The sequence below is a fragment of the Faecalimonas canis genome (genome assembly GCF_054601575.1).
The window spans coordinates 25208-43524 of the sequence record NZ_BAAHSI010000023.1; the positions used below are offsets into that span (position 1 = coordinate 25208).

15 protein-coding genes and 1 tRNA gene are annotated in these 18317 nt (G+C 36.7%); 3 read left to right on the forward strand and 13 right to left on the reverse strand.

Features of this window, described 5'->3' with window-relative positions:
• Positions 1 to 154: 154 nt before the first annotated feature.
• The 6 genes from ACYPXO_RS07305 to ACYPXO_RS07330 all read right to left on the reverse strand — a co-directional run bounded on the left by ACYPXO_RS07305 (position 155) and on the right by ACYPXO_RS07330 (position 6945).
• Positions 155 to 227, reverse strand: a tRNA-Lys gene (locus ACYPXO_RS07305).
• A gap of 87 nt (positions 228 to 314) precedes the next feature.
• The gene (locus ACYPXO_RS07310) at positions 315 to 1196 is read right to left on the reverse strand and encodes a YitT family protein (protein ID WP_459639949.1); all 882 of its coding nucleotides are present in this window, start codon (positions 1194 to 1196) and stop codon (positions 315 to 317) included.
• Positions 1197 to 1324: 128 nt separating this feature from the next.
• Positions 1325 to 1594, reverse strand: coding sequence for a thioredoxin family protein (locus ACYPXO_RS07315; RefSeq protein WP_459639950.1), 270 nt, complete (start codon positions 1592 to 1594; stop codon positions 1325 to 1327).
• 189 nt (positions 1595 to 1783) lie between these two features.
• Entirely contained in the window at positions 1784 to 2437 is a 654-nt protein-coding gene (gene trmB / locus ACYPXO_RS07320; protein WP_459639951.1) for a tRNA (guanosine(46)-N7)-methyltransferase TrmB, read from the reverse strand.
• 21 nt (positions 2438 to 2458) lie between these two features.
• Entirely contained in the window at positions 2459 to 4375 is a 1917-nt protein-coding gene (gene glgB / locus ACYPXO_RS07325; protein ID WP_459639952.1) for a 1,4-alpha-glucan branching protein GlgB, read from the reverse strand.
• Positions 4376 to 4467: 92 nt separating this feature from the next.
• On the reverse strand, positions 4468 to 6945 hold the full coding sequence (locus ACYPXO_RS07330) for a hypothetical protein (RefSeq protein ID WP_459639953.1): 2478 nt from the start codon (positions 6943 to 6945) through the stop codon (positions 4468 to 4470).
• Between the two features lie 737 nt (positions 6946 to 7682).
• Between ACYPXO_RS07330 and ACYPXO_RS07335 the strand changes: the two genes are divergently transcribed.
• Positions 7683 to 8237, forward strand: coding sequence for a biotin transporter BioY (locus ACYPXO_RS07335; protein ID WP_459639954.1), 555 nt, complete (start codon positions 7683 to 7685; stop codon positions 8235 to 8237).
• Positions 8238 to 8701: 464 nt separating this feature from the next.
• On the opposite strand, the gene ACYPXO_RS07340 is transcribed toward ACYPXO_RS07335, so the two are convergent.
• From ACYPXO_RS07340 to ACYPXO_RS07360, 5 genes are all read right to left on the reverse strand, one after another.
• Positions 8702 to 10957 carry a hydratase gene (locus tag ACYPXO_RS07340; protein WP_459639955.1) on the reverse strand — a complete coding sequence of 752 codons (2256 nt, stop codon included), beginning with the start codon at positions 10955 to 10957 and terminating at the stop codon, positions 8702 to 8704.
• Entirely contained in the window at positions 10951 to 12057 is a 1107-nt protein-coding gene (locus ACYPXO_RS07345; protein ID WP_459639956.1) for a PucR family transcriptional regulator, read from the reverse strand. The genes ACYPXO_RS07340 and ACYPXO_RS07345 overlap by 7 nt, the downstream gene beginning before the upstream one ends.
• 81 nt (positions 12058 to 12138) lie before the next feature.
• Positions 12139 to 13488, reverse strand: a complete 1350-nt coding sequence (locus ACYPXO_RS07350; protein ID WP_459639957.1) for a glucose-6-phosphate isomerase — start codon at positions 13486 to 13488, stop codon at positions 12139 to 12141.
• Positions 13489 to 13552: 64 nt separating this feature from the next.
• Positions 13553 to 14317, reverse strand: coding sequence for a hypothetical protein (locus ACYPXO_RS07355; RefSeq protein ID WP_459639958.1), 765 nt, complete (start codon positions 14315 to 14317; stop codon positions 13553 to 13555).
• A gap of 122 nt (positions 14318 to 14439) precedes the next feature.
• A complete protein-coding gene (locus tag ACYPXO_RS07360) occupies positions 14440 to 15135 on the reverse strand; it encodes a 5'-methylthioadenosine/adenosylhomocysteine nucleosidase (RefSeq protein WP_459639959.1) in 696 nt (231 codons plus the stop codon).
• Positions 15136 to 15259: 124 nt separating this feature from the next.
• Here ACYPXO_RS07360 and ACYPXO_RS07365 point away from each other — a divergent pair, with 124 nt between their 5' ends.
• Positions 15260 to 15502, forward strand: a complete 243-nt coding sequence (locus ACYPXO_RS07365) for a TIGR03905 family TSCPD domain-containing protein (RefSeq protein ID WP_459639960.1) — start codon at positions 15260 to 15262, stop codon at positions 15500 to 15502.
• A 286-nt stretch (positions 15503 to 15788) separates the two neighbouring features.
• On the opposite strand, the gene ACYPXO_RS07370 is transcribed toward ACYPXO_RS07365, so the two are convergent.
• Both ACYPXO_RS07370 and ACYPXO_RS07375 read right to left on the reverse strand, forming a co-directional pair.
• On the reverse strand, positions 15789 to 16244 hold the full coding sequence (locus tag ACYPXO_RS07370; protein ID WP_459639961.1) for a DUF6147 family protein: 456 nt from the start codon (positions 16242 to 16244) through the stop codon (positions 15789 to 15791).
• 67 nt (positions 16245 to 16311) lie between these two features.
• On the reverse strand, positions 16312 to 17145 hold the full coding sequence (locus ACYPXO_RS07375; protein WP_459639962.1) for a DUF4367 domain-containing protein: 834 nt from the start codon (positions 17143 to 17145) through the stop codon (positions 16312 to 16314).
• Positions 17146 to 17245: 100 nt separating this feature from the next.
• Between ACYPXO_RS07375 and ACYPXO_RS07380 the strand changes: the two genes are divergently transcribed.
• The gene (locus ACYPXO_RS07380; protein WP_459639963.1) at positions 17246 to 18310 is read left to right on the forward strand and encodes an undecaprenyldiphospho-muramoylpentapeptide beta-N-acetylglucosaminyltransferase; all 1065 of its coding nucleotides are present in this window, start codon (positions 17246 to 17248) and stop codon (positions 18308 to 18310) included.
• The last annotated feature ends 7 nt before the right edge of the window (positions 18311 to 18317 follow it).

The window sequence follows — 18317 nt, forward strand, 5'->3', positions numbered from 1 at the left end:
TGTCATTATAGCATATCCCTTTCTGATGAGGGAGAGAGAAATTCTAAAAAATCTGTGAACAGTTTTTACAAAATATTTCCTATTCATATACATATGTATCAAAAAGAAGCACCGCCCCCACAATTCAAAGATTGCAAAAACAGTGCTTCCTAAGTGCGCGATCAGGGGTTCGAACCCTGGACACCCTGATTAAGAGTCAGGTGCTCTACCAACTGAGCTAATCGCGCCTCCCGCATTATTAAGTTATTTCTTCTTTAACGCAAGGAATATTATATAACAAGTTTACACTTTTTTCAAGAGATTTTTAAACTTTTTTACATCTTAATCTTTCCGAGTGTAAATCCTCTTCCTTTTACCTCATTTACCTGATTGATTACCATAAATGCTTTGTTATCTATTTCCAACACCATTTCATTCAATTTCGGCAGTTCACGATTTGACACAACTGTAAAAATAGCAAATCCATCTTTATGTAAATATCCTGTTTCCGTCTTGTAAAGAGTTGTTCCCCTGTCTAATTTCTGATGAATCATTGTATTAATTTTCTTATATTCATCACTGATAATCTTAACCTGCATCTGATTTTTTCCCATCAAAAGCACTTTATCCACAAGAACCGTATAAATAATAACAAGAAGAATACCATATAGACTCTTCTCCGTATCTCTGAAAAACATCTGTCCAATCAAAATAGAAAAGTCAAACACATATAAACCTACAGACACCGGAAGTCCCACTTTCTTATTGAAAATCAATGGCGGAATATCCATTCCCCCCGTAGAAGCCCCCACTTTAATGACCATTCCGATTCCGATTCCAATACACAGTCCGGAAAAAATCGTGCATAACATTAAATCATCCGTTAAATGCCGTAAAACTTCCACCTTCTGAAAAACACCTAAAATTACCGGAAAATAAAATGTACTGATAAGTGAAGTAAGAGCAAATGATTTTCCTAAAACTACAATCGCCAAAATAAACATTGTAATATTAAATACTGCGGCAAATAATTCAATCGGGATTTGAAAATAATGATTTGCAATTAATCCCAAGCCTGTCGTTCCACCGGTAATAAGTCCTGTCGGAAGAACAAAAGCCGCAATCCCCGCCGCATAAATAGTATTTCCTAAAATAACGAAAAAAAGTCTTTTTAAATCAAAAATATCTTTAAGTTCTTTTTTTGTTTCCTCTCTCATACAGTTCTCCTTTTTATCACTTTATCAAATTAAATTCATCCCAAACGCAAGAAAAACAGGTTATATAACCTGTTTTTCCCATATTTCCAACAAATACTATAACATTTTCCTATCGGATATTCAAGTATTTACAAAACCGAAAAAATTCTCTTTACCATCAGTTTTTTATCAATCAGACCGCTCATCCTTCCCAATTCTTCTCCATTCTTACATATCAGAAATGTGGGAACGATGTCTATTCCATAATTTTCCTGTAAATCCTCGTTCTCATCTTTCACTTCAACCTTTGTCACTTGCAGCACATCTCTGTATTCCAGTGCGATTTCTTCCACAATCGGCATCATCATATTACATTTTGCGCACCAGTTACCAAAAATCACAACCAGTTCCGGTTTCATGCTCCCACCTCCATTTAACATTTACAGCGGGGATTGAGTATATACACCACTTCATCAAATGAGCGTTTTATACAGGCTAATTTCCTATTTAATTTCGGTCTGTCGTATAATATGCATTTTACTTTATTTTTTGTCCTGCTGCCCATCACATATCCCCCTTTTATATTAGGATATGTAATTTAACTTGTTCTATTGCCTTACCGCAACCAGTTTATGAATAGGATTTCCCTGTGACGAAAACTTCTGCTCATACTCCGTCATCACGTTTCCCTCATTCATCTTTTCATCATGATGAAGGTCAAAAGTATATTCTTGCACTGCCCAGCCTTCCGCTTCTTCTGCCTGTTCCAGTGAAAACTCAAACAACGGATGGTTGTCTGTCTTAAACTCCAACGTTCCGACTTCACACAATACCTTCTCGTATCTGCTTAAAAATTCTTTTGATGTAAGACGTCTTCTGGCATGTCTTGCTTTCGGCCATGGGTCTGAAAAGTTAAGATAGATCTTATCCACTTCCGCAGGAGCAAACACTTCCGCAATATCATTTGCATCCATACAGATAAAACGAATATTTTTCAACCCGGCAAACTCTTCTGTTTCATACTTTTCCAACGCCCTCAAAAGAACACTGGAGTATCTCTCCACTCCTATATAATTAATATCAGGATTTTGTTTTGCCAGTGTCAAAAGAAACTGTCCTTTCCCCATACCGATTTCGATATGCAGTGGATTATCGTTGCCAAATAATTCACGCCATTTTCCTTTATATTCTCTCTCGTTTTTAATTGCCACGGGATTAGCGTCTATCGTTTCTCTTGCTCCCGGAATGTTTCTTAATCTCATTGTCTTTCCTCTTGCCTTCTATTAAAATTCAAATACAGCAACACCATACGGTGAAAGCGGATATGCAAAAGAATATGGCTTGCCGTCGCACTCACCTTTTGTTGCCTTATATACTGTCGGACGCTTTTTGCCCGATCCGCCATACTGTTTCTCATCACTGTCAATAACGAGTTTATATTGTTTTCTACGCGTTACTCCTACACGGTAATCTGCCCATTCCATAGGCGTAAAGTTACATACAAACAGTAAATTTTTCTTTCCGTTTTTAGAATGTCTTATGAAACTGTAAATACTTCTGTTTCCGTCATTTGCATTTACCCATTCAAATCCTTCCGGATTATTATCACATTCATACATCGCCTTATTTTTACGGTATAACTGTAATAAATCACGAGTGAAATTCTGAATCGCCTGATGATTATCCTCACGAAGCAGATACCAGTCTAACTCTCTCTCTTCACTCCACTCTCGAAGTTGTGCAAAGTCCTGTCCCATAAACAAAAGTTTCTTGCCCGGATGTCCCATCATGAAAGCATATCCTACTTTCAAATTGGCAAATTTATCAAATCCTAATCCCGGCATTTTATTTAGCATTGAACATTTCAAATGTACAACCTCATCATGCGATAATACTAAAATATAATTTTCACTGTACGCATATGTCATTGCAAATGTCATCAAATGATGATTCGGACGTCTAAAATATGGATCTAATTTCATATATTCTGTAAAATCATGCATCCACCCCATATTCCATTTCAGACTAAATCCCAAACCGTCTTCTTCCGGATCGCCTGTTACCTTCGGCCATGCTGTCGATTCTTCTGCAATCATAAGTGTTCCCGGATTTCTTCCAAGAACAACTGAATTTAAGTGTTTGAAAAATTCAATCGCTTCTAAATTCTCATTACCGCCATATTTATTGGCAACCCACTGTCCATCTTCCTTACCATAATCCAAATACAGCATAGATGCAACCGCATCCACTCGAAGACCGTCCACATGAAAATGTTCTATCCAGAACAATGCATTCGCAATTAAAAAGTTCTGTACCTCTGATTTGCCATAATCAAAAATCTTTGTGCCCCAATCAGGATGTTCTCCTTTTCTAGAATCTGCATATTCAAAAGTAGGTGTTCCATCAAAATCTGCCAATCCATGAGCATCTCTTGGGAAATGTGCAGGTACCCAATCCAAAATAACACCAATTTTATTCTTATGGAAATAATTTATCATATACGCAAAGTCTTCCGGCGTTCCATATCTGGATGTTGGTGCATAATATCCCGTTACCTGATACCCCCACGAAGCATCAAAAGGATATTCCGCAATTCCCATTAATTCGATATGGGTATATCCCATTTCCTTCATATACGCAACCGCCTCTCTGGCAAACTCGCGATAAGTCAAAAATCCATTATCCTTTTCATATCCCTCATGTCTTTTCCATGAACCCATATGTACTTCATAAATGGATATCGGATTTTCGTTATGATTCCATGTTTTTCTCTTTTCAAGCCAGTCCTTATCCGTCCATTTTAAATTCGTAATATCTGTAATGCGGGACGCTGTTCCCGGACGTACTTCTGCATAGTTGGCAAAGGGGTCTGCCTTATAAAGAAATTCCCCTTTATATGTTTCAATACAAAACTTATAAAGCATTCCTTCTTTTGCTTCAGGAATAAAACAAGTATAAATCCCTAATGGTTCTCCCCTTTCCATTGGGTTTTTCTCTTTGGCCCAGTCATTAAATTCCCCAACAACCGAAACTGATTTTGCATGAGGCGCCCAGACGGAAAAATATATTCCCTCTTTCTTTCCTCGTTTCACTTTATGTGCTCCCATTTTTTTATAAATTTCGTAATGAGTTCCCTGTCCAAATAAATAATGGTCCAACTCACCGATTTCGTATGAATATTTCATTTTTTTGTTTGTCATATATTCACCTTCCCGCATATTTTCCTTCTCTTCATTATACTTTAGTCCCAATTAAAAAGAAAGGGTTTTTACACCCTTTCTTCATAAAACCATTATTTAAAATCCTGTTCTGTCAAAATCACTCTGTCAGCATTATCCGTATGTTTACCAAACAGACGTTTAAAGAAATGTTTTACATTCACGCGCTGTGCTTTTTCAATTGCATGGTCAATAATTTCTTTTACTTCCGTAACTGTCACCGCATGATCTTCTTTCTGTAAAATATCAATTCTGCTATAGAGTGCTAAGATACCCATTTCGTCAATCTTATAACCATTTTCTTTTGCATAAGTCTGTCCAAATGTAACAAGTTCATCATTGATGAAAATAGGAAGTTCTAATTTAGAAGTAAATTTTCTTCTAAATCCCGGATTTTCTGAAAGAAGTTTTTCCAAAGGTTTTCTTTGTTCTTCCAATACAACAAGAAGTTCTCCTGTCTGTTCTTCCATTCTCTCATTCAACTCTTCAATCGTTGCCTGATTCATTTTTCCAGCTTTTTCAACGATTAACGCTCCGCCTTTTAATTTGCCGAGAACTGTTGACAAGTCTTTTCTATTCAATGCCTCTCCTGTTACAATAGCAACTTTTCCCTGTTTTAGCCTTCTCGCTTTCTGGATTGCTTTTACTACATTGACTGCCAAAACAGTTTTTCCTGTTCCCTGACGTCCTACAACAAGAATATTCCCCGTGCGTGACGTTCCATATCTTGTATTGCAATTTTTATCATTTTCAAGTACTTCTACAATCTGTTCGCTCATTCCCCTTACCGGAACAAAATATGAGAATAATTTCTTCTGTTCCTCTGTAAGCCCTGCTTTTAAGCCAATCTCACTTTGTGCTTCCAAATCATATTTTCCCTGTACGATAAATCCTGTGTCAAAGGATACTCCTTCCGTATCCTTTGATTCTGTCGTCATTTCACTTTGTAACTGTTCGAGTTCCTCGTCTTTCCCTGCTGTTTCTTCTGTTTCTTCCTGAAAAGAAATATCGAATTGTTTTTCGATAATATCATCATCATCTGCAAAATCTTCAACAGGTTCTCTGACTGGTTCTTCCTGAGATTCTGTTATCGCTTCTGTCATTTCTTCTTCCACAATCGGTTCTTCTGTTTCTACAGTTTCCATTTCAGTCACTTCCTCAACAATTTCTTCCTGTACTTTCTCTGCCGGCTCCGTTGTTTCCGTGTCTTCTATTGTCGGCTCTTCTGCAATTTCTTCCAGTTCTACATCTTCTTCCGCTTCTTCTGATTCTTTCATTTCATTTTCCAAATCATCCAACAACTGCTGAATATCATCCGGAATAATCGGAGTTGTATTAAACATACTCTGTGCCGCACGCTCTCTTCTCTTTTCTTCTCGCTCAGCCTCTGCCTGTTGTTTCTTTCTTTCAATTTCCTGTTCTACTGCACGTTGTGTTTCTTCCCAGTTCTGAAGAATCCCTTCAAGTTTCTCCTGCGCAGACACCGGTTCATCTTCCATCTCTCTTGCAGTTACGTTCACCGCTGCTGCTACTCCTTTTGCAACTGCCTCTTCCAAAGTAGAGCCTACTACTGTTTCTTTAATAATACTTTCCGGCTCAGTTTCTTGTACTATTTCTTCTACAGCTTCCTCTATCACTTCTTCAGCCGGCTCTTCTACAACTTCCTCTATTACTTCTTCCACCGGCTCTTCTGCTACTTCCTCTATTACTTCTTCCACCGGCTCTTCTGTTACTTCCTCTATTGCTTCTTCCACCGGCTCTTCTGCTACTTCCTCGACTACTTCTTCTACCGGCTCTTCTGCTACTTCCTCGACTACTTCTTCTACCGACTCTTCTGTAGTTTCTTCTTGAACTTCTGACGCTTCAACCGTTTCTTTTGGAAGTTCAATTTTTCGCGTTGTTTCTAAATTTTCTTTCTCTTTCTTTACCTCTTCCTTCTTCTCTACAAAACGGTCATATTTTTCTTGCTGAAGCGGAGTAAGTGGCTTATGCTTCATCTTTAGTTCCATTGCCTTCAACACATATTTGCCTTCACTGAACCATAAAATTAGGTCATCACACTCTCCAAGACATTCCGGTATCATTCCTGCTGCCTCATATAACTTAGCAAGTTCATATGCCCATTTTTCCACATATTCCATTTTCTTAAAATCAACAAGAGCCTCTATCTGTTCTTCAAACGGTGCATTTTCCGCTTTCAAAATCTTATATTTTAAAATATATTGATTCGGGTCTTTTGGTGCAATAGAAAGAAATTCTTCATAACAATCCATTGCTTCCTGTAAATCATCAATTTTAATCGCCAATGTTCCCAAGCGGTATACTATCTTTCTGCTGCCTGGAGAACGGTCATAAGCAATAAATAAAATATCCCTGCTCTTTTGGTTCTCCCCATTACACTCATATATTTCGCTTACGCTACTGAGCATGGACAAACTTTTTACTCTGTGCCAGTCGATTGTATCCGCAATTTCCATTGCTTTTTTATACTGTTTCTTTTCCATGTATTCGAGCATCTGCTCTGTCTTTACACGATATTCATGCTTATCCAACGTTTTTTCACCTCTATTAATTATTTTTAACCTTATTTTCTATAGTTAAACTTTTACTGTTATAGTTTATCACAAGGGATTGTCAATGTCAAAAAAATAGCCACTATAATGTATGAGATTATAATGGCTATCTTCATATTTAATTTTATTTTATATATATCGGAGGGATTTTTTGATTCTTGTTCCTAATCGCCCTTATTTTTATATAATCCAAAGTTGAATATTATTTTCAATATCTGTTATTTATAAATTATAAATCTGACATTTATCCGATGTTTCTTTACACATCATCTAAAACATTGAATTACTGTGGTATCTTCTCAATATATCTGCAAATACTGAATCTTCTATAATTATTCCGGTTTCTTTTACTTCTCCGAACGATTTCATCTTATCTTTCTTTACCGGTTTATCTATGGTTAAGGCTTTCAACATAGGAACTTTGATTTGCCATACCACTGATATATTGAATTAAATTTTCTATCGTGTCCACTGGAGTAAGCCTCCTTCCTTTCGTTTGAAAAAACTCTTTTGTTATTTGTTGACTTTATAATAGCACTTGGCTTCTTTTTTGTCAACACTTTTTTATTTATTTCTATTTGTTTTTTTATTACATTATTTTATTTTAAAAATATTCTGAATATTTATTCTTTCTATTATTTGACAGATTGTTACCTCTTACTTATAATAAACGTGATACTTTATCAGAGTAATTCAAGAAAATTATGAGGTATGTTATGAGCAGACAAATTGAACACACACTTACAACCAAAAATCTTGTACGCATCGGATTAATGACAGCACTTTTATGTATCATTGCCCCTTTTGCATTCCCGCTTCCTTTTAGTCCAGTCCCAATTTCTTTTGCGACTTTCATTATTTATCTTGGGACTTACACATTAGGGAAAAAATACGGAACAATCAGTTGCCTGATTTACCTATTATTAGGAAGTGTAGGACTTCCTGTTTTTTCCAACTTTTCAGGAGGAATCGGAAAACTCGCCGGAGCAACAGGTGGATATTTGATTGGTTATCTTCTACTTGCATTTATCGGGGGATGGTTTGTTGAAAATTATGAAGGACGTATACTTCCGTCCGCTTTCGGATTAATTCTTGGAACTGCACTTACATATGCTTTTGGAACAATCTGGTTGTCACAGCAAATGTCACTTTCTTTTTCACAAGGATTGGCAATTGGAGTTTTACCTTATCTTTTAGGAGATACTGTAAAAATTATTGCCACTCTGATTATAGGACCGATTTTAAAGAAAAGACTTCGATATATCAGATAAAAAATTTTTATTCTTCAAACGATAAACAGGCGTTATAATTATCTTCTAATTATAGCGCCTGTTTATCTTTCTGTTGTGTCCAATGGTTTGTTCTCCTTTCACTTTAATTAACAAACTGTTGAATTACAATAAAGGAATGATTTTATGAATAAAAAAAGAAAATTTTACTCTTCCTACTTGAAAATGTACTGCTTTGTCTTCCGGCTACTATCTAATTTCCTTTCTCGTCAGAAATTATATCTCTGCTTTCTTTACAAATTTTCTATTTCCTTTTCAGTTTGTTCTCTTTTCTTTTGTTAATTGTATACTGTCACTATTTTTTTGTTTTTGTCAATATTATTTTTAAAAATTTTTATATTTTCTGTTTTTAATATTTTTGTTTATTTTTAGTCTAGAAATATTAATATTAAGAATCAAAAATCGGTAAACACATTTTTTCCACCTGCATTTACCGATTTTTCTTATTATCCTCTATAATAGTTAATCAGACAACCTTTTAAAATAATTTCTCTCTCATTATCCGTAAGTTCCCCTAATGTCAAATTAAGTTCCTTCCATTCATTTCCTACAACATAAGCCTTGATAACACTTTGCTTTTCTTCAATGGCTTTGCGAATTTGCGGGAAGAAAATGTAATCACCATTTTTAAAACTTAATTCTGTATCTTTTTCTTCCGTCAAAAGTGGAAGCATACCCCAGTTGATAAGATTAGAACGGTATCTCTTTGTAGCATACTCATTTGCAATATTTGCCCAGCCGCCCAAAACCTTCTGGCAGGAGGCCGCTTGTTCACGGGCAGAACCATCACCCGGCTTTACTGCAAAAATTGTACTTCCAATACCAAGTGTATTTTTATCTAACTGCGGATTTTTCTCAAAAATCTTATCCATAACCGGTTTTAATTCTTCCAATTCTTCAAGAGGACATCTGCCTTCCTCAATGGCTTTCTGTGCTTTCTGTACTTCTTTTGCACGTCCCACATAAGCAGGGTCTTTTCTTGAAAGTGCAAATTCCGCAAGTCCTAACGGATTTGAGCGATAAGATGATGTTTCCCCTGATGGAATCAACTCGTCTGTTGTCGTTACAGGGTCATGGATTTCTGATACTACTTTTACAATTAAATTCTCAGGCAATGCAGACATTTCAGGCCAATCTTTAATATTCGGTCCAAATTTAATTTCTACTGACGGATCTGCCACTCCTTTACTGTCGAACACACGATTCGCATAAATAGAAGAGTCAAAATGATATTTCGGAGTCTGATATTCTCTGTCAACCACTTCCGTTGCCGGAGTTAAATATCCTTTATTCAGGGCTGTTGCCGCAATTGAACGTGCATCCATAAGTGCAACTGATGAAATCTGTCCACTCTGTAATTTTGAACCTTCACGGTTAGGGAAATTTCTTGTTGAATGTCTTATGCTAAACGCATTGTTTGCCGGAGTGTCCCCTGCCCCAAAGCATGGACCACAAAATGCCGTTTTGACAATCGCGCCTGCTGCCAACAGATCAGCTGCTGCCCCGTTTTTCACTAATTCCATATAAATCGGTGTACTTGCCGGATATACACTAAAGGTAAATTCATCCGCACCGATATTATGCCCCTTCATAATATGAGCCGCCTCACAAATATTTTCAAAACCACCGCCCGCACAGCCTGCGATAATTCCCTGTTCTACATATAATTTTCCGTTTCGGATTTTATCCTGCAAAGAATATTCCACAGCGCCATCCAAACTTATAAGCGCTTTCTGCTCCACATCATGTAAAATATCTTTTAAGTTTGCATTTACTTCATCAATCGTATACACATTGCTTGGATGGAAAGGCATAGCAATCATTGGTTTGATTTTACTTAAATCTACATAAACCATACCGTCATAGTAGGCAACATCGCCCGGATTTAATTCCTTAAATTCTTCTACACGTTTATGTGTTTCATAAAATTCTTTAATTGTATCATCTGTTTTCCAGATAGAAGACAGACAGGTTGTTTCCGTTGTCATAACATCAATACCGATTCGGAAATCTGCACTCAGTTTATCTACTCCCGGTCCAACAAATTCCATAACTTTATTATTTACATAGCCATTTCCAAATGTCGCTCCGATAATGGCTAATGCAACGTCCTGAGGTCCTACCCCCGCCTGCACTTCCCCATCTAAGTAGATTGCGATAACCTCCGGCATTTTAATGTCATAAGTTTTGTTCAACAACTGTTTAACAAGTTCAGGACCTCCTTCACCCATAGCCATTGTGCCTAATGCACCATAACGAGTGTGGCTGTCGGAACCGAGAATCATTTTTCCGCCTCCGGCAAGCATTTCTCTTGCAAACTGATGAATAACTGCCTGATGAGGAGGCACATATACTCCACCATATTTTTTCGCACAAGTCAGCCCAAACATATGGTCATCTTCATTGATTGTCCCTCCTACCGCACAAAGACTGTTGTGGCAGTTCGTCAGCACATACGGTACCGGAAACTTCTCAAGTCCTGACGCTCGTGCTGTCTGAATAATTCCTACAAATGTAATATCGTGGGAAGTCAATTTGTCAAATTTAATCTGTAACCGCTCCATATCCGAAGAAGTATTATGCTCTTTCAAAATACCGTATGCAATCGTATTTTTGCGTGCTTCTTCTTTACTTACCTGCGCCTCTTGGGAAACTTCTTTCCCGTTTAACAGATACATACCATGTGGATATAATTTTACCATTTTGTTTCCTCCTTTGTGTTACTTAGCACTGATTTCTGCAATGATTTTAAATGATTTGAAACCATAAGTGCAATTTTAAATGTTAATGCATCATCAAAAACTCTTACATCCAAGCCCGTTTTTTTCTGTATTTTTTCCAAACGGTAGACAAGAGTATTTCTATGTAAAAATAATTGTCTTGCTGTTTCAGATATATTTAAGTTATTTTCAAAAAATTTATGAACGGTTGTCAGCGTTTCCTCATCAAACTCTATTTCTTTTCCTTCAAAAATTTCCGTAAGAAACATATCGCAAAGAGAAACCGGAAGTTGATGAATGAGGCGTCCTATTCCTAACTGATTATATGCAAGTACGTTTTTTTCTTCATAAAAAATTCTTCCCACATCCAACGCCATTCCGGCTTCTTTATAGGATTTGGACACATCTTTTATCTCATCTACAATAGTCCCATAGGCAACACGGACATTTACCATCGCCTCTGTATTTAAAATATCTACTATATATTTAGCAATCTTATTAAGTTCTTTATAGCCTTCCCGTTCTTCCAGCATTTTCACTAAAATAATATGGCTTTCATCAACCGCAGTCGCAAAATCTTTTGTACTTGTTTCATAAAGTCCCTTCAGCACTTCCAAAATCAGATTATCATTTGGATTTTTCGGCTCTATCATAATAACCGCACGCCGTGCTTCTATAGGTATGTGCATTTTTTTCGCACGGTTATAAACATCCACAAGCAGAAGATTGTCCAACAAAAGATTTTGTATAAAATGGTTGCGGTTCATCTTCTCCTGATATAACTGAAGATACCCTTCCAATTGTTTTGCGCCCAGACGTCCCACCATCTTCATCTCCGGCAAATCCGAATGCAAAACAAGAACATACATCAGCCCTTCCTCCGAAGATACGCTGAAAAAACTTTCGTTATTCTCTTCCCACTCTTCCTCTTCCGGCATTTCTTTTATGAAAACAGACAATTCTTTCTCTTCCTCACCCGAATAGGCAAGACAGGTTCCATCTACATTCCATATGGAGCACTCCGTCCCCGTAATGTCCCGCATATCGCAAACCGTTTTTTTCAATATCTGTACCGGTAACACTCTGCCACACCCTTTCTTCCGTTATGAAAAAGACGGAGTCATTAAAACTCCGTCTTTTTATCCTTGTTGGAGAAATATATTTTACAATCTTTTTAATAATTCTTCTCTCTCGTTTTCAAATCCCGGTTTTCCAAGTAAGGCAAACATATTTCTCTTATAACTTTCTACTCCCGGCTGATCAAATGGATTCACCCCTGAAATGTAACCACTAACACCACAAGCAAATTCAAAGAAGTAGAACAACTGACCTAAGTAATATTCATTTTGTTCCGGAATATTTACCATAAGGTTTGGTACATTACCGTCTGTATGTGCCAAAATTGTTCCGTTCATTGCACTCTTATTGATAAAGTCTACGGTCTTTCCTGCAAGATAGTTCAATCCGTCTAAATCAACAGGTTCTTCTTTCAGCACAATCTCTTCTGTAGATTTCTCTACATTTAATACAGTTTCAAACATAATACGGCTTCCATCCTGAATAAACTGTCCCATAGAATGTAAATCTGTTGTCAAATCTACAGATGCAGGGAAAATACCTTTCTGGTCTTTTCCTTCACTTTCTCCGTATAACTGTTTCCACCATTCAGATACATAGTGAAGGCTTGGCTCATAATTTGCCAAAACTTCAACTAATTTTCCTTTACGATGTAAAATGTTACGAATTGCCGCATATTTAAGGGCGTCATTTTCCGCAAAATCACTTTCAAGCGCAAGTCTTCTTCCTTCCTGAGCGCCCTCCATTAATTTTGTAATATCTGCGCCGCTCACTGCGATTGGAAGTAAACCTACTGCCGTAAGAACTGAGAAACGTCCTCCTACATCATCCGGTACAACAAAACTTTCATATCCTTCTTCTGTTGCAAGATTTTTAAGTGCTCCTCTCGCCTTATCTGTTGTCGCATAGATTCTCTTTCCTGCTTCTTCTTTTCCGTATTTATTCTCCAATAATTCTTTGAACACACGGAATGCAATAGCAGGTTCTGTAGTTGTTCCCGATTTAGAAATCATGTTAATAGAAAAGTCACGGTCACCAATTACATCAATTAAATGTCTGATATATGTGCTGCTGATATTATTTCCCACATAGTAAATCTCCGGTGTTTTTCTCACTTCTTTAGAAACCATGTTATAAAAACTATGTCTTAAAAATTCGATAGCCGCTCTCGCACCTAAATATGATCCGCCGATACCGATTACAAGAAGTACTTCCGAATCATTCTGAATTTTCTCTGCCGCTTTCTGAATACGTGTAAACTCCTCTTTGTCATAATTTACAGGTAAATCGATCCAGCCTAAAAAATCATTTCCCGCACCCTGTCTGCTTACAAGAAGTTCCTTTGCGTCCGAAACTAATTTTCCCATGTAATCTACTTCATGTTCTTTAATAAAAGCATTTGCTTTTGAATAATCGAATGTCACTTTATTATTCATGATTCTCAATCCTCTCTCTGAAAAATACTATATACTTGTATTTTATCAAATTGACTCTTGTTTATCAAGCCAAAAACTCTTCTAAAATTTCGCGAAGAATCACTTCCTGAGGCACTTTCTTCTCTTCCTTTTCCTGTCTGATTTCTTCCTGTCGGATTTCCGGTTCTTCCTTTGAAATTTGTTCCGTTTCTGCTGCCTTTACTTCCTCTTCAATTGTTTCTTTTATTTCTTCTATCTGTTCTCCTTCATTTTCTTTTATTTCCTCAGGCTCTCTCATCATTTCTTCCATTCTCTGCATCTGCAAAGCCTGTTGTTTCTGATAACGTGGGGCACATATATTTTGCAAATAATCTACCATATAAACCTGAATTGTATCCATTTGATAACTTTCGTCAGTAGAAATATATACAAGGAATAACGCTACCATTCCAACACCTGCCAACGCCGTATATTTAAACATTTCTTCCTGCACGCCACCAATCCTGTAACTTAAAAAAGCACCTATACATCCCGCTACGCCACAAAACCACATAGACTGTTTCTCCAAATATCTCCAAGTATGTAAATGCAATCCCCACACACGATATTCAAAAATATATTTTTCCACAAACGCATGGATATTTTCCACTTTCTCACTGACCATAATTGTATGTTCAAATTTTGCTTTTACGAGTTTCATTAACTTATGCGTACTTTTCCCCATTTCACCTGACGCTTTTACAAGTTTTCCCAACGTCACTACTGTTATTATCTTTCCAAGTATCCCAATTGCGATAATCCCGCCCATCATCCAAAGTATTACATTTGCTTCCATTATTTTTTCTAACATATAAAAAGCCCTCCTTCTTTTATCTAGCGATATTATAGCGTAAACAAAAGAATTTGGGCGAAGATTCGTTCTACAGTTTTCTACATAAAACGTCATTTCTGATATTTATTTTCAAGATTTTTTTAGCCTAATTTTTTCATCAAACCACGCACAAGCCTTACAGAATGTACGATTGCCTGTCTTTCAAACTCCGGATAATCCATAACCGCACTATTGTCGGCTTTGTCCGAAATTGCTCGAATAATGACGCACGAAACTTTATTTAAGTATGCCGCATGAGCAATTGCAGCGCCTTCCATCTCCGTACACATTGCATTGAAGTTCGAAACAAGTCTTTCTTTTACTTCTGCTGAAGATACAAATTGATCTCCACTTACAATTCTTCCCGTAAATGTGTGAATATCCGGATTTTCTTCCTCATTGACTTCTTTTGCCAGTTTCACCAAATTTTCATCGGCAGGAAATGAAAATGTATCCATTCTCGGTATCTGACCGACAGGATCTCCAAAAATACTCGCATCCATATCATGCTGTACCGCATCAGTCGAAATCACCATATCCCCAATATCAATTCCTGCATCTAAAGAACCTGCTATTCCGGTATTAATTAATGTATTCACCTGAAATACATCCACCAAAATCTGTGTACACAGAGCGGCATTCACTTTCCCAATTCCGCTTTTTACGATAACGACTTTCTGTCCACATAATTCTCCCTTATAAAATACCATACCTGCTTTTTCCACAGTTGCCTCTACATTCATTTCCTCCTGCAAAAGAGATACCTCTTCCTGCATTGCTCCTATAATTCCAATCATAATGCATTCTCCTTTAAGTTAATTCCTACGCTTTTCCTTTTCCAGTATAACAGAATTTTGATTTCTTACCTAGTTTTTTTTGAACACCTTTGTTATAATAGCAAAAGCAAAGGAGGTTACAGATATGGAATACAGACCACATGGAGTATGTTCACAGAAAATTACATTTGATATTCAAGACAATACCGTTCACGCTGTTCAATTTACGGGAGGATGTTCTGGAAATTTACAGGGAATTGCAAAGTTAATTGAAGGGATGAATGTAGATGAAGCGATTTCTCGCATTGAAGGAATTAAATGCGGATTCAAATCCACATCTTGTCCTGATCAACTTGCACAGGCTTTAAAAGAAGCGACAGGACGCTAAGATTAGAAACTATTGACAATAAAATTTGTCGATAGTTTTTATTTTTATTAGACAGAGTTGTTTTGCCTTCAACTCCATAGAAATGATATAGTCTGATTTTTGAAATATTAATATCTATAATTAATATTATAAAGATTTATCTCATCCAGAGGGACTGCTGTAGCCATTGCAGGATTCCGGTAGTTTAGTGTAAAGACATGAGATAGGAAAAACTACTTGAATCTTCGTTAACAGTTTCTCTTCCGTAACTGCTGCAATGGCTGCAGCAATCCCTCTGAATCGAAAACTAATCAACGTAGATTGCGTTAGTATTTGAATCTCCTACATCCGTATTCGCAGAATGAACACTTCTCACACGATAATAATATCCTTTTGGAACAGTTAGAGTTTTAGAAGTTGTAATAAAGTATGAATTTGTGTCACTCGCATTCCACGAAGTATAACTTACCCAATCTCCCTTTACCCGACGTTCCACCATAACGCTTACTTTGATGTTAGAAACAACTTTTTGAGCAATTGTTGTCCCTGATACTTTAATTTTTCCACTTCCGATTTGACCTATACTGGAACTACCTGACTGTAAATACTGTCCTCTTGGTTGTATAAGCCCCTCACTTAGTTTACTTTCTTCTGTGGCAGATATATTCTGCACATTTGCGGCTGCCTTCACTTCTCCTGCTCCGCCCGAAACAGTTAAAGAAAGTAGTACGGCAGCAACTGTAATTGCTATTTTCTTTCGCATCTTTTCTCCTCCTTATTTTGTCCTACATTATATATACAATCCAAGAAGGAAAATCTGACGCCATTTTTTAAAAAAAGTGTAAATTTTTAATAATTTTTTCAAATTCTGCTTGATTTATAATCCCCGTAAGAAAATATTCACTGTTTTTATATGTAAATTGTGCTATATACTCTTTCTCGCCGGTTTCCACAATATTATATTCCTTAACATTAATTTTTGTTTCCGGCAACTCTATAACATACTCTTGAACCAATTCATCTGAAATTTCTATTCCGGTTGAACTCTTCACATAACGAGATACAATACGAAAATTTAGCACTTTATCTCCTATTGAATAAAATAAAGTTGCTTCTTGTAAATCTTTATCCACTACTACATTTAAAAATTTTGTGTTTTTAGGTTTATATGTCATTCGAATAGGTTCTTCTCCCAAAATCACTTTTATTTCTTCCCATGCCTGCTCCTCTGTAATTTCTCCCACCATTTCAGAATCTCCTGATTCCACATATGTTTTATCTTCTCCACCGAAGTTTTTCTCAAAAACATCCACAAAAAGTTTCTTACCGCCTACACTCGTCACACCAACTCCAATAACTACTGCAACTGCTGCCGCAAGCCCTGCCATACGTCGTAGTGCTTTTCTATTCCGTTTTGCACATTCTCTCTTATTCTGTACTTGTCTTCCGATACGCAATGCCTCCTTATCCCTTTCAGGCAGAGCATTCCGCAATTTTTCCTCTTCGTACTCTTTAATTTTATTCATTAATGAAATATGTACCTCCTCAGGCATTTCTATTTTCTGCAATTCAGGTTGATTTTCTATAATTGCTCTTATCTCATCCGCTTCTTTCTGTAATTCTTCATCGGAATATTGTGCAATTACGTCTTCTTTCTTATTCATGTGTCACCTCATCTTCTATTGTCTATTTTTCATTTCCCTTGACCTTTTTTTGAAATCTGTTTAATATAAATCTTATATACTGTATTTCGGAGGGAAATTTATGAAACGAATTATACTTACCGGGGGAGGAACCGCAGGACACGTTACCCCCAATATTGCTTTATTGCCACGTTTAAAAGAGTTAGATTATGATATTCATTATATCGGCTCTTACAACGGTATTGAAAAAGAATTAATCGAACAATTAGGTATTGACTATCACGGTATTTCGTCCGGAAAATTACGCCGTTATTTTAGTTTAAAAAACTTTTCAGATCCTTTCCGTATTTTAAAAGGATTAAATGAAGCAAATAAATTAATGAAATCTTTGAAACCGGATGTTGTCTTTTCTAAAGGCGGTTTTGTATCTGTTCCTGTTGTTATGGCTGCGAAACGTCATCATATTCCAACCATTATTCATGAATCGGATATGACTCCGGGGCTGGCAAATAAACTTTCCATCCCTTCCGCCACAAAAGTATGCTGTAACTTTCCGGAAACATTAGAATATCTTCCAAAGGAAAAAGCAATTCTTACCGGTTCTCCTATCCGACAGGAACTCCTATCCGGAGATAGAAAAGCCGCCTTAGAATTTTGCGGTCTGACAGAAGATAAACCTGTCATTTTGATTATCGGTGGAAGTTTAGGTTCAGCAATTGTTAATGACGCAATCCGCACTATTTTACCTGAACTTTTACAAAACTTCCAAGTTATTCACCTATGCGGTAAAAACAAAGTGGATTCATCCTTCAATCATTTAAAAGGTTATGTGCAGTTTGAATATGTTCAAAATGAATTAAAAGATATTTTCGCCTTAACAGATATTGTTATCTCCCGTGCCGGTGCAAACGCTATCTGTGAACTGCTCGCTCTTCGCAAACCAAATTTACTAATTCCACTTTCCGCTAACGCAAGCCGCGGCGACCAGATTTTAAATGCACGTTCTTTTGAACGACAGGGATTTAGCATTGTAATCGAAGAAGAAGATTTAAGTAACGAAAAACTTCTTGCTTCAATCCATAGTCTATATGATAACCGTGACGCTTATGCAAATGCAATGAGTCAGTCCTTACAGCAAAACTCAATTGATACTATTATCAAATTAATTGAAGATGCTGCTCAATAGATAAAAA

What these genes read in the sequence shown, in the direction of transcription:
- ACYPXO_RS07310 (WP_459639949.1), bottom strand. Translation starts at nt 1,196, where the DNA reads ATGAGAGAGGAAACAAAAAAAGAACTTAAAGATATTTTTGATTTAAAA.
- ACYPXO_RS07315 (WP_459639950.1), bottom strand. Translation starts at nt 1,594, where the DNA reads ATGAAACCGGAACTGGTTGTGATTTTTGGTAACTGGTGCGCAAAATGT.
- trmB (WP_459639951.1), bottom strand. Translation starts at nt 2,437, where the DNA reads ATGAGATTAAGAAACATTCCGGGAGCAAGAGAAACGATAGACGCTAAT.
- glgB (WP_459639952.1), bottom strand. Translation starts at nt 4,375, where the DNA reads ATGACAAACAAAAAAATGAAATATTCATACGAAATCGGTGAGTTGGAC.
- ACYPXO_RS07335 (WP_459639954.1), top strand. Translation starts at nt 7,683, where the DNA reads ATGAGCAGACAAATTGAACACACACTTACAACCAAAAATCTTGTACGC.
- ACYPXO_RS07340 (WP_459639955.1), bottom strand. Translation starts at nt 10,957, where the DNA reads ATGGTAAAATTATATCCACATGGTATGTATCTGTTAAACGGGAAAGAA.
- ACYPXO_RS07350 (WP_459639957.1), bottom strand. Translation starts at nt 13,488, where the DNA reads ATGAATAATAAAGTGACATTCGATTATTCAAAAGCAAATGCTTTTATT.
- ACYPXO_RS07355 (WP_459639958.1), bottom strand. Translation starts at nt 14,317, where the DNA reads ATGTTAGAAAAAATAATGGAAGCAAATGTAATACTTTGGATGATGGGC.
- ACYPXO_RS07360 (WP_459639959.1), bottom strand. Translation starts at nt 15,135, where the DNA reads ATGATTGGAATTATAGGAGCAATGCAGGAAGAGGTATCTCTTTTGCAG.
- ACYPXO_RS07365 (WP_459639960.1), top strand. Translation starts at nt 15,260, where the DNA reads ATGGAATACAGACCACATGGAGTATGTTCACAGAAAATTACATTTGAT.
- ACYPXO_RS07370 (WP_459639961.1), bottom strand. Translation starts at nt 16,244, where the DNA reads ATGCGAAAGAAAATAGCAATTACAGTTGCTGCCGTACTACTTTCTTTA.
- ACYPXO_RS07375 (WP_459639962.1), bottom strand. Translation starts at nt 17,145, where the DNA reads ATGAATAAGAAAGAAGACGTAATTGCACAATATTCCGATGAAGAATTA.
- ACYPXO_RS07380 (WP_459639963.1), top strand. Translation starts at nt 17,246, where the DNA reads ATGAAACGAATTATACTTACCGGGGGAGGAACCGCAGGACACGTTACC.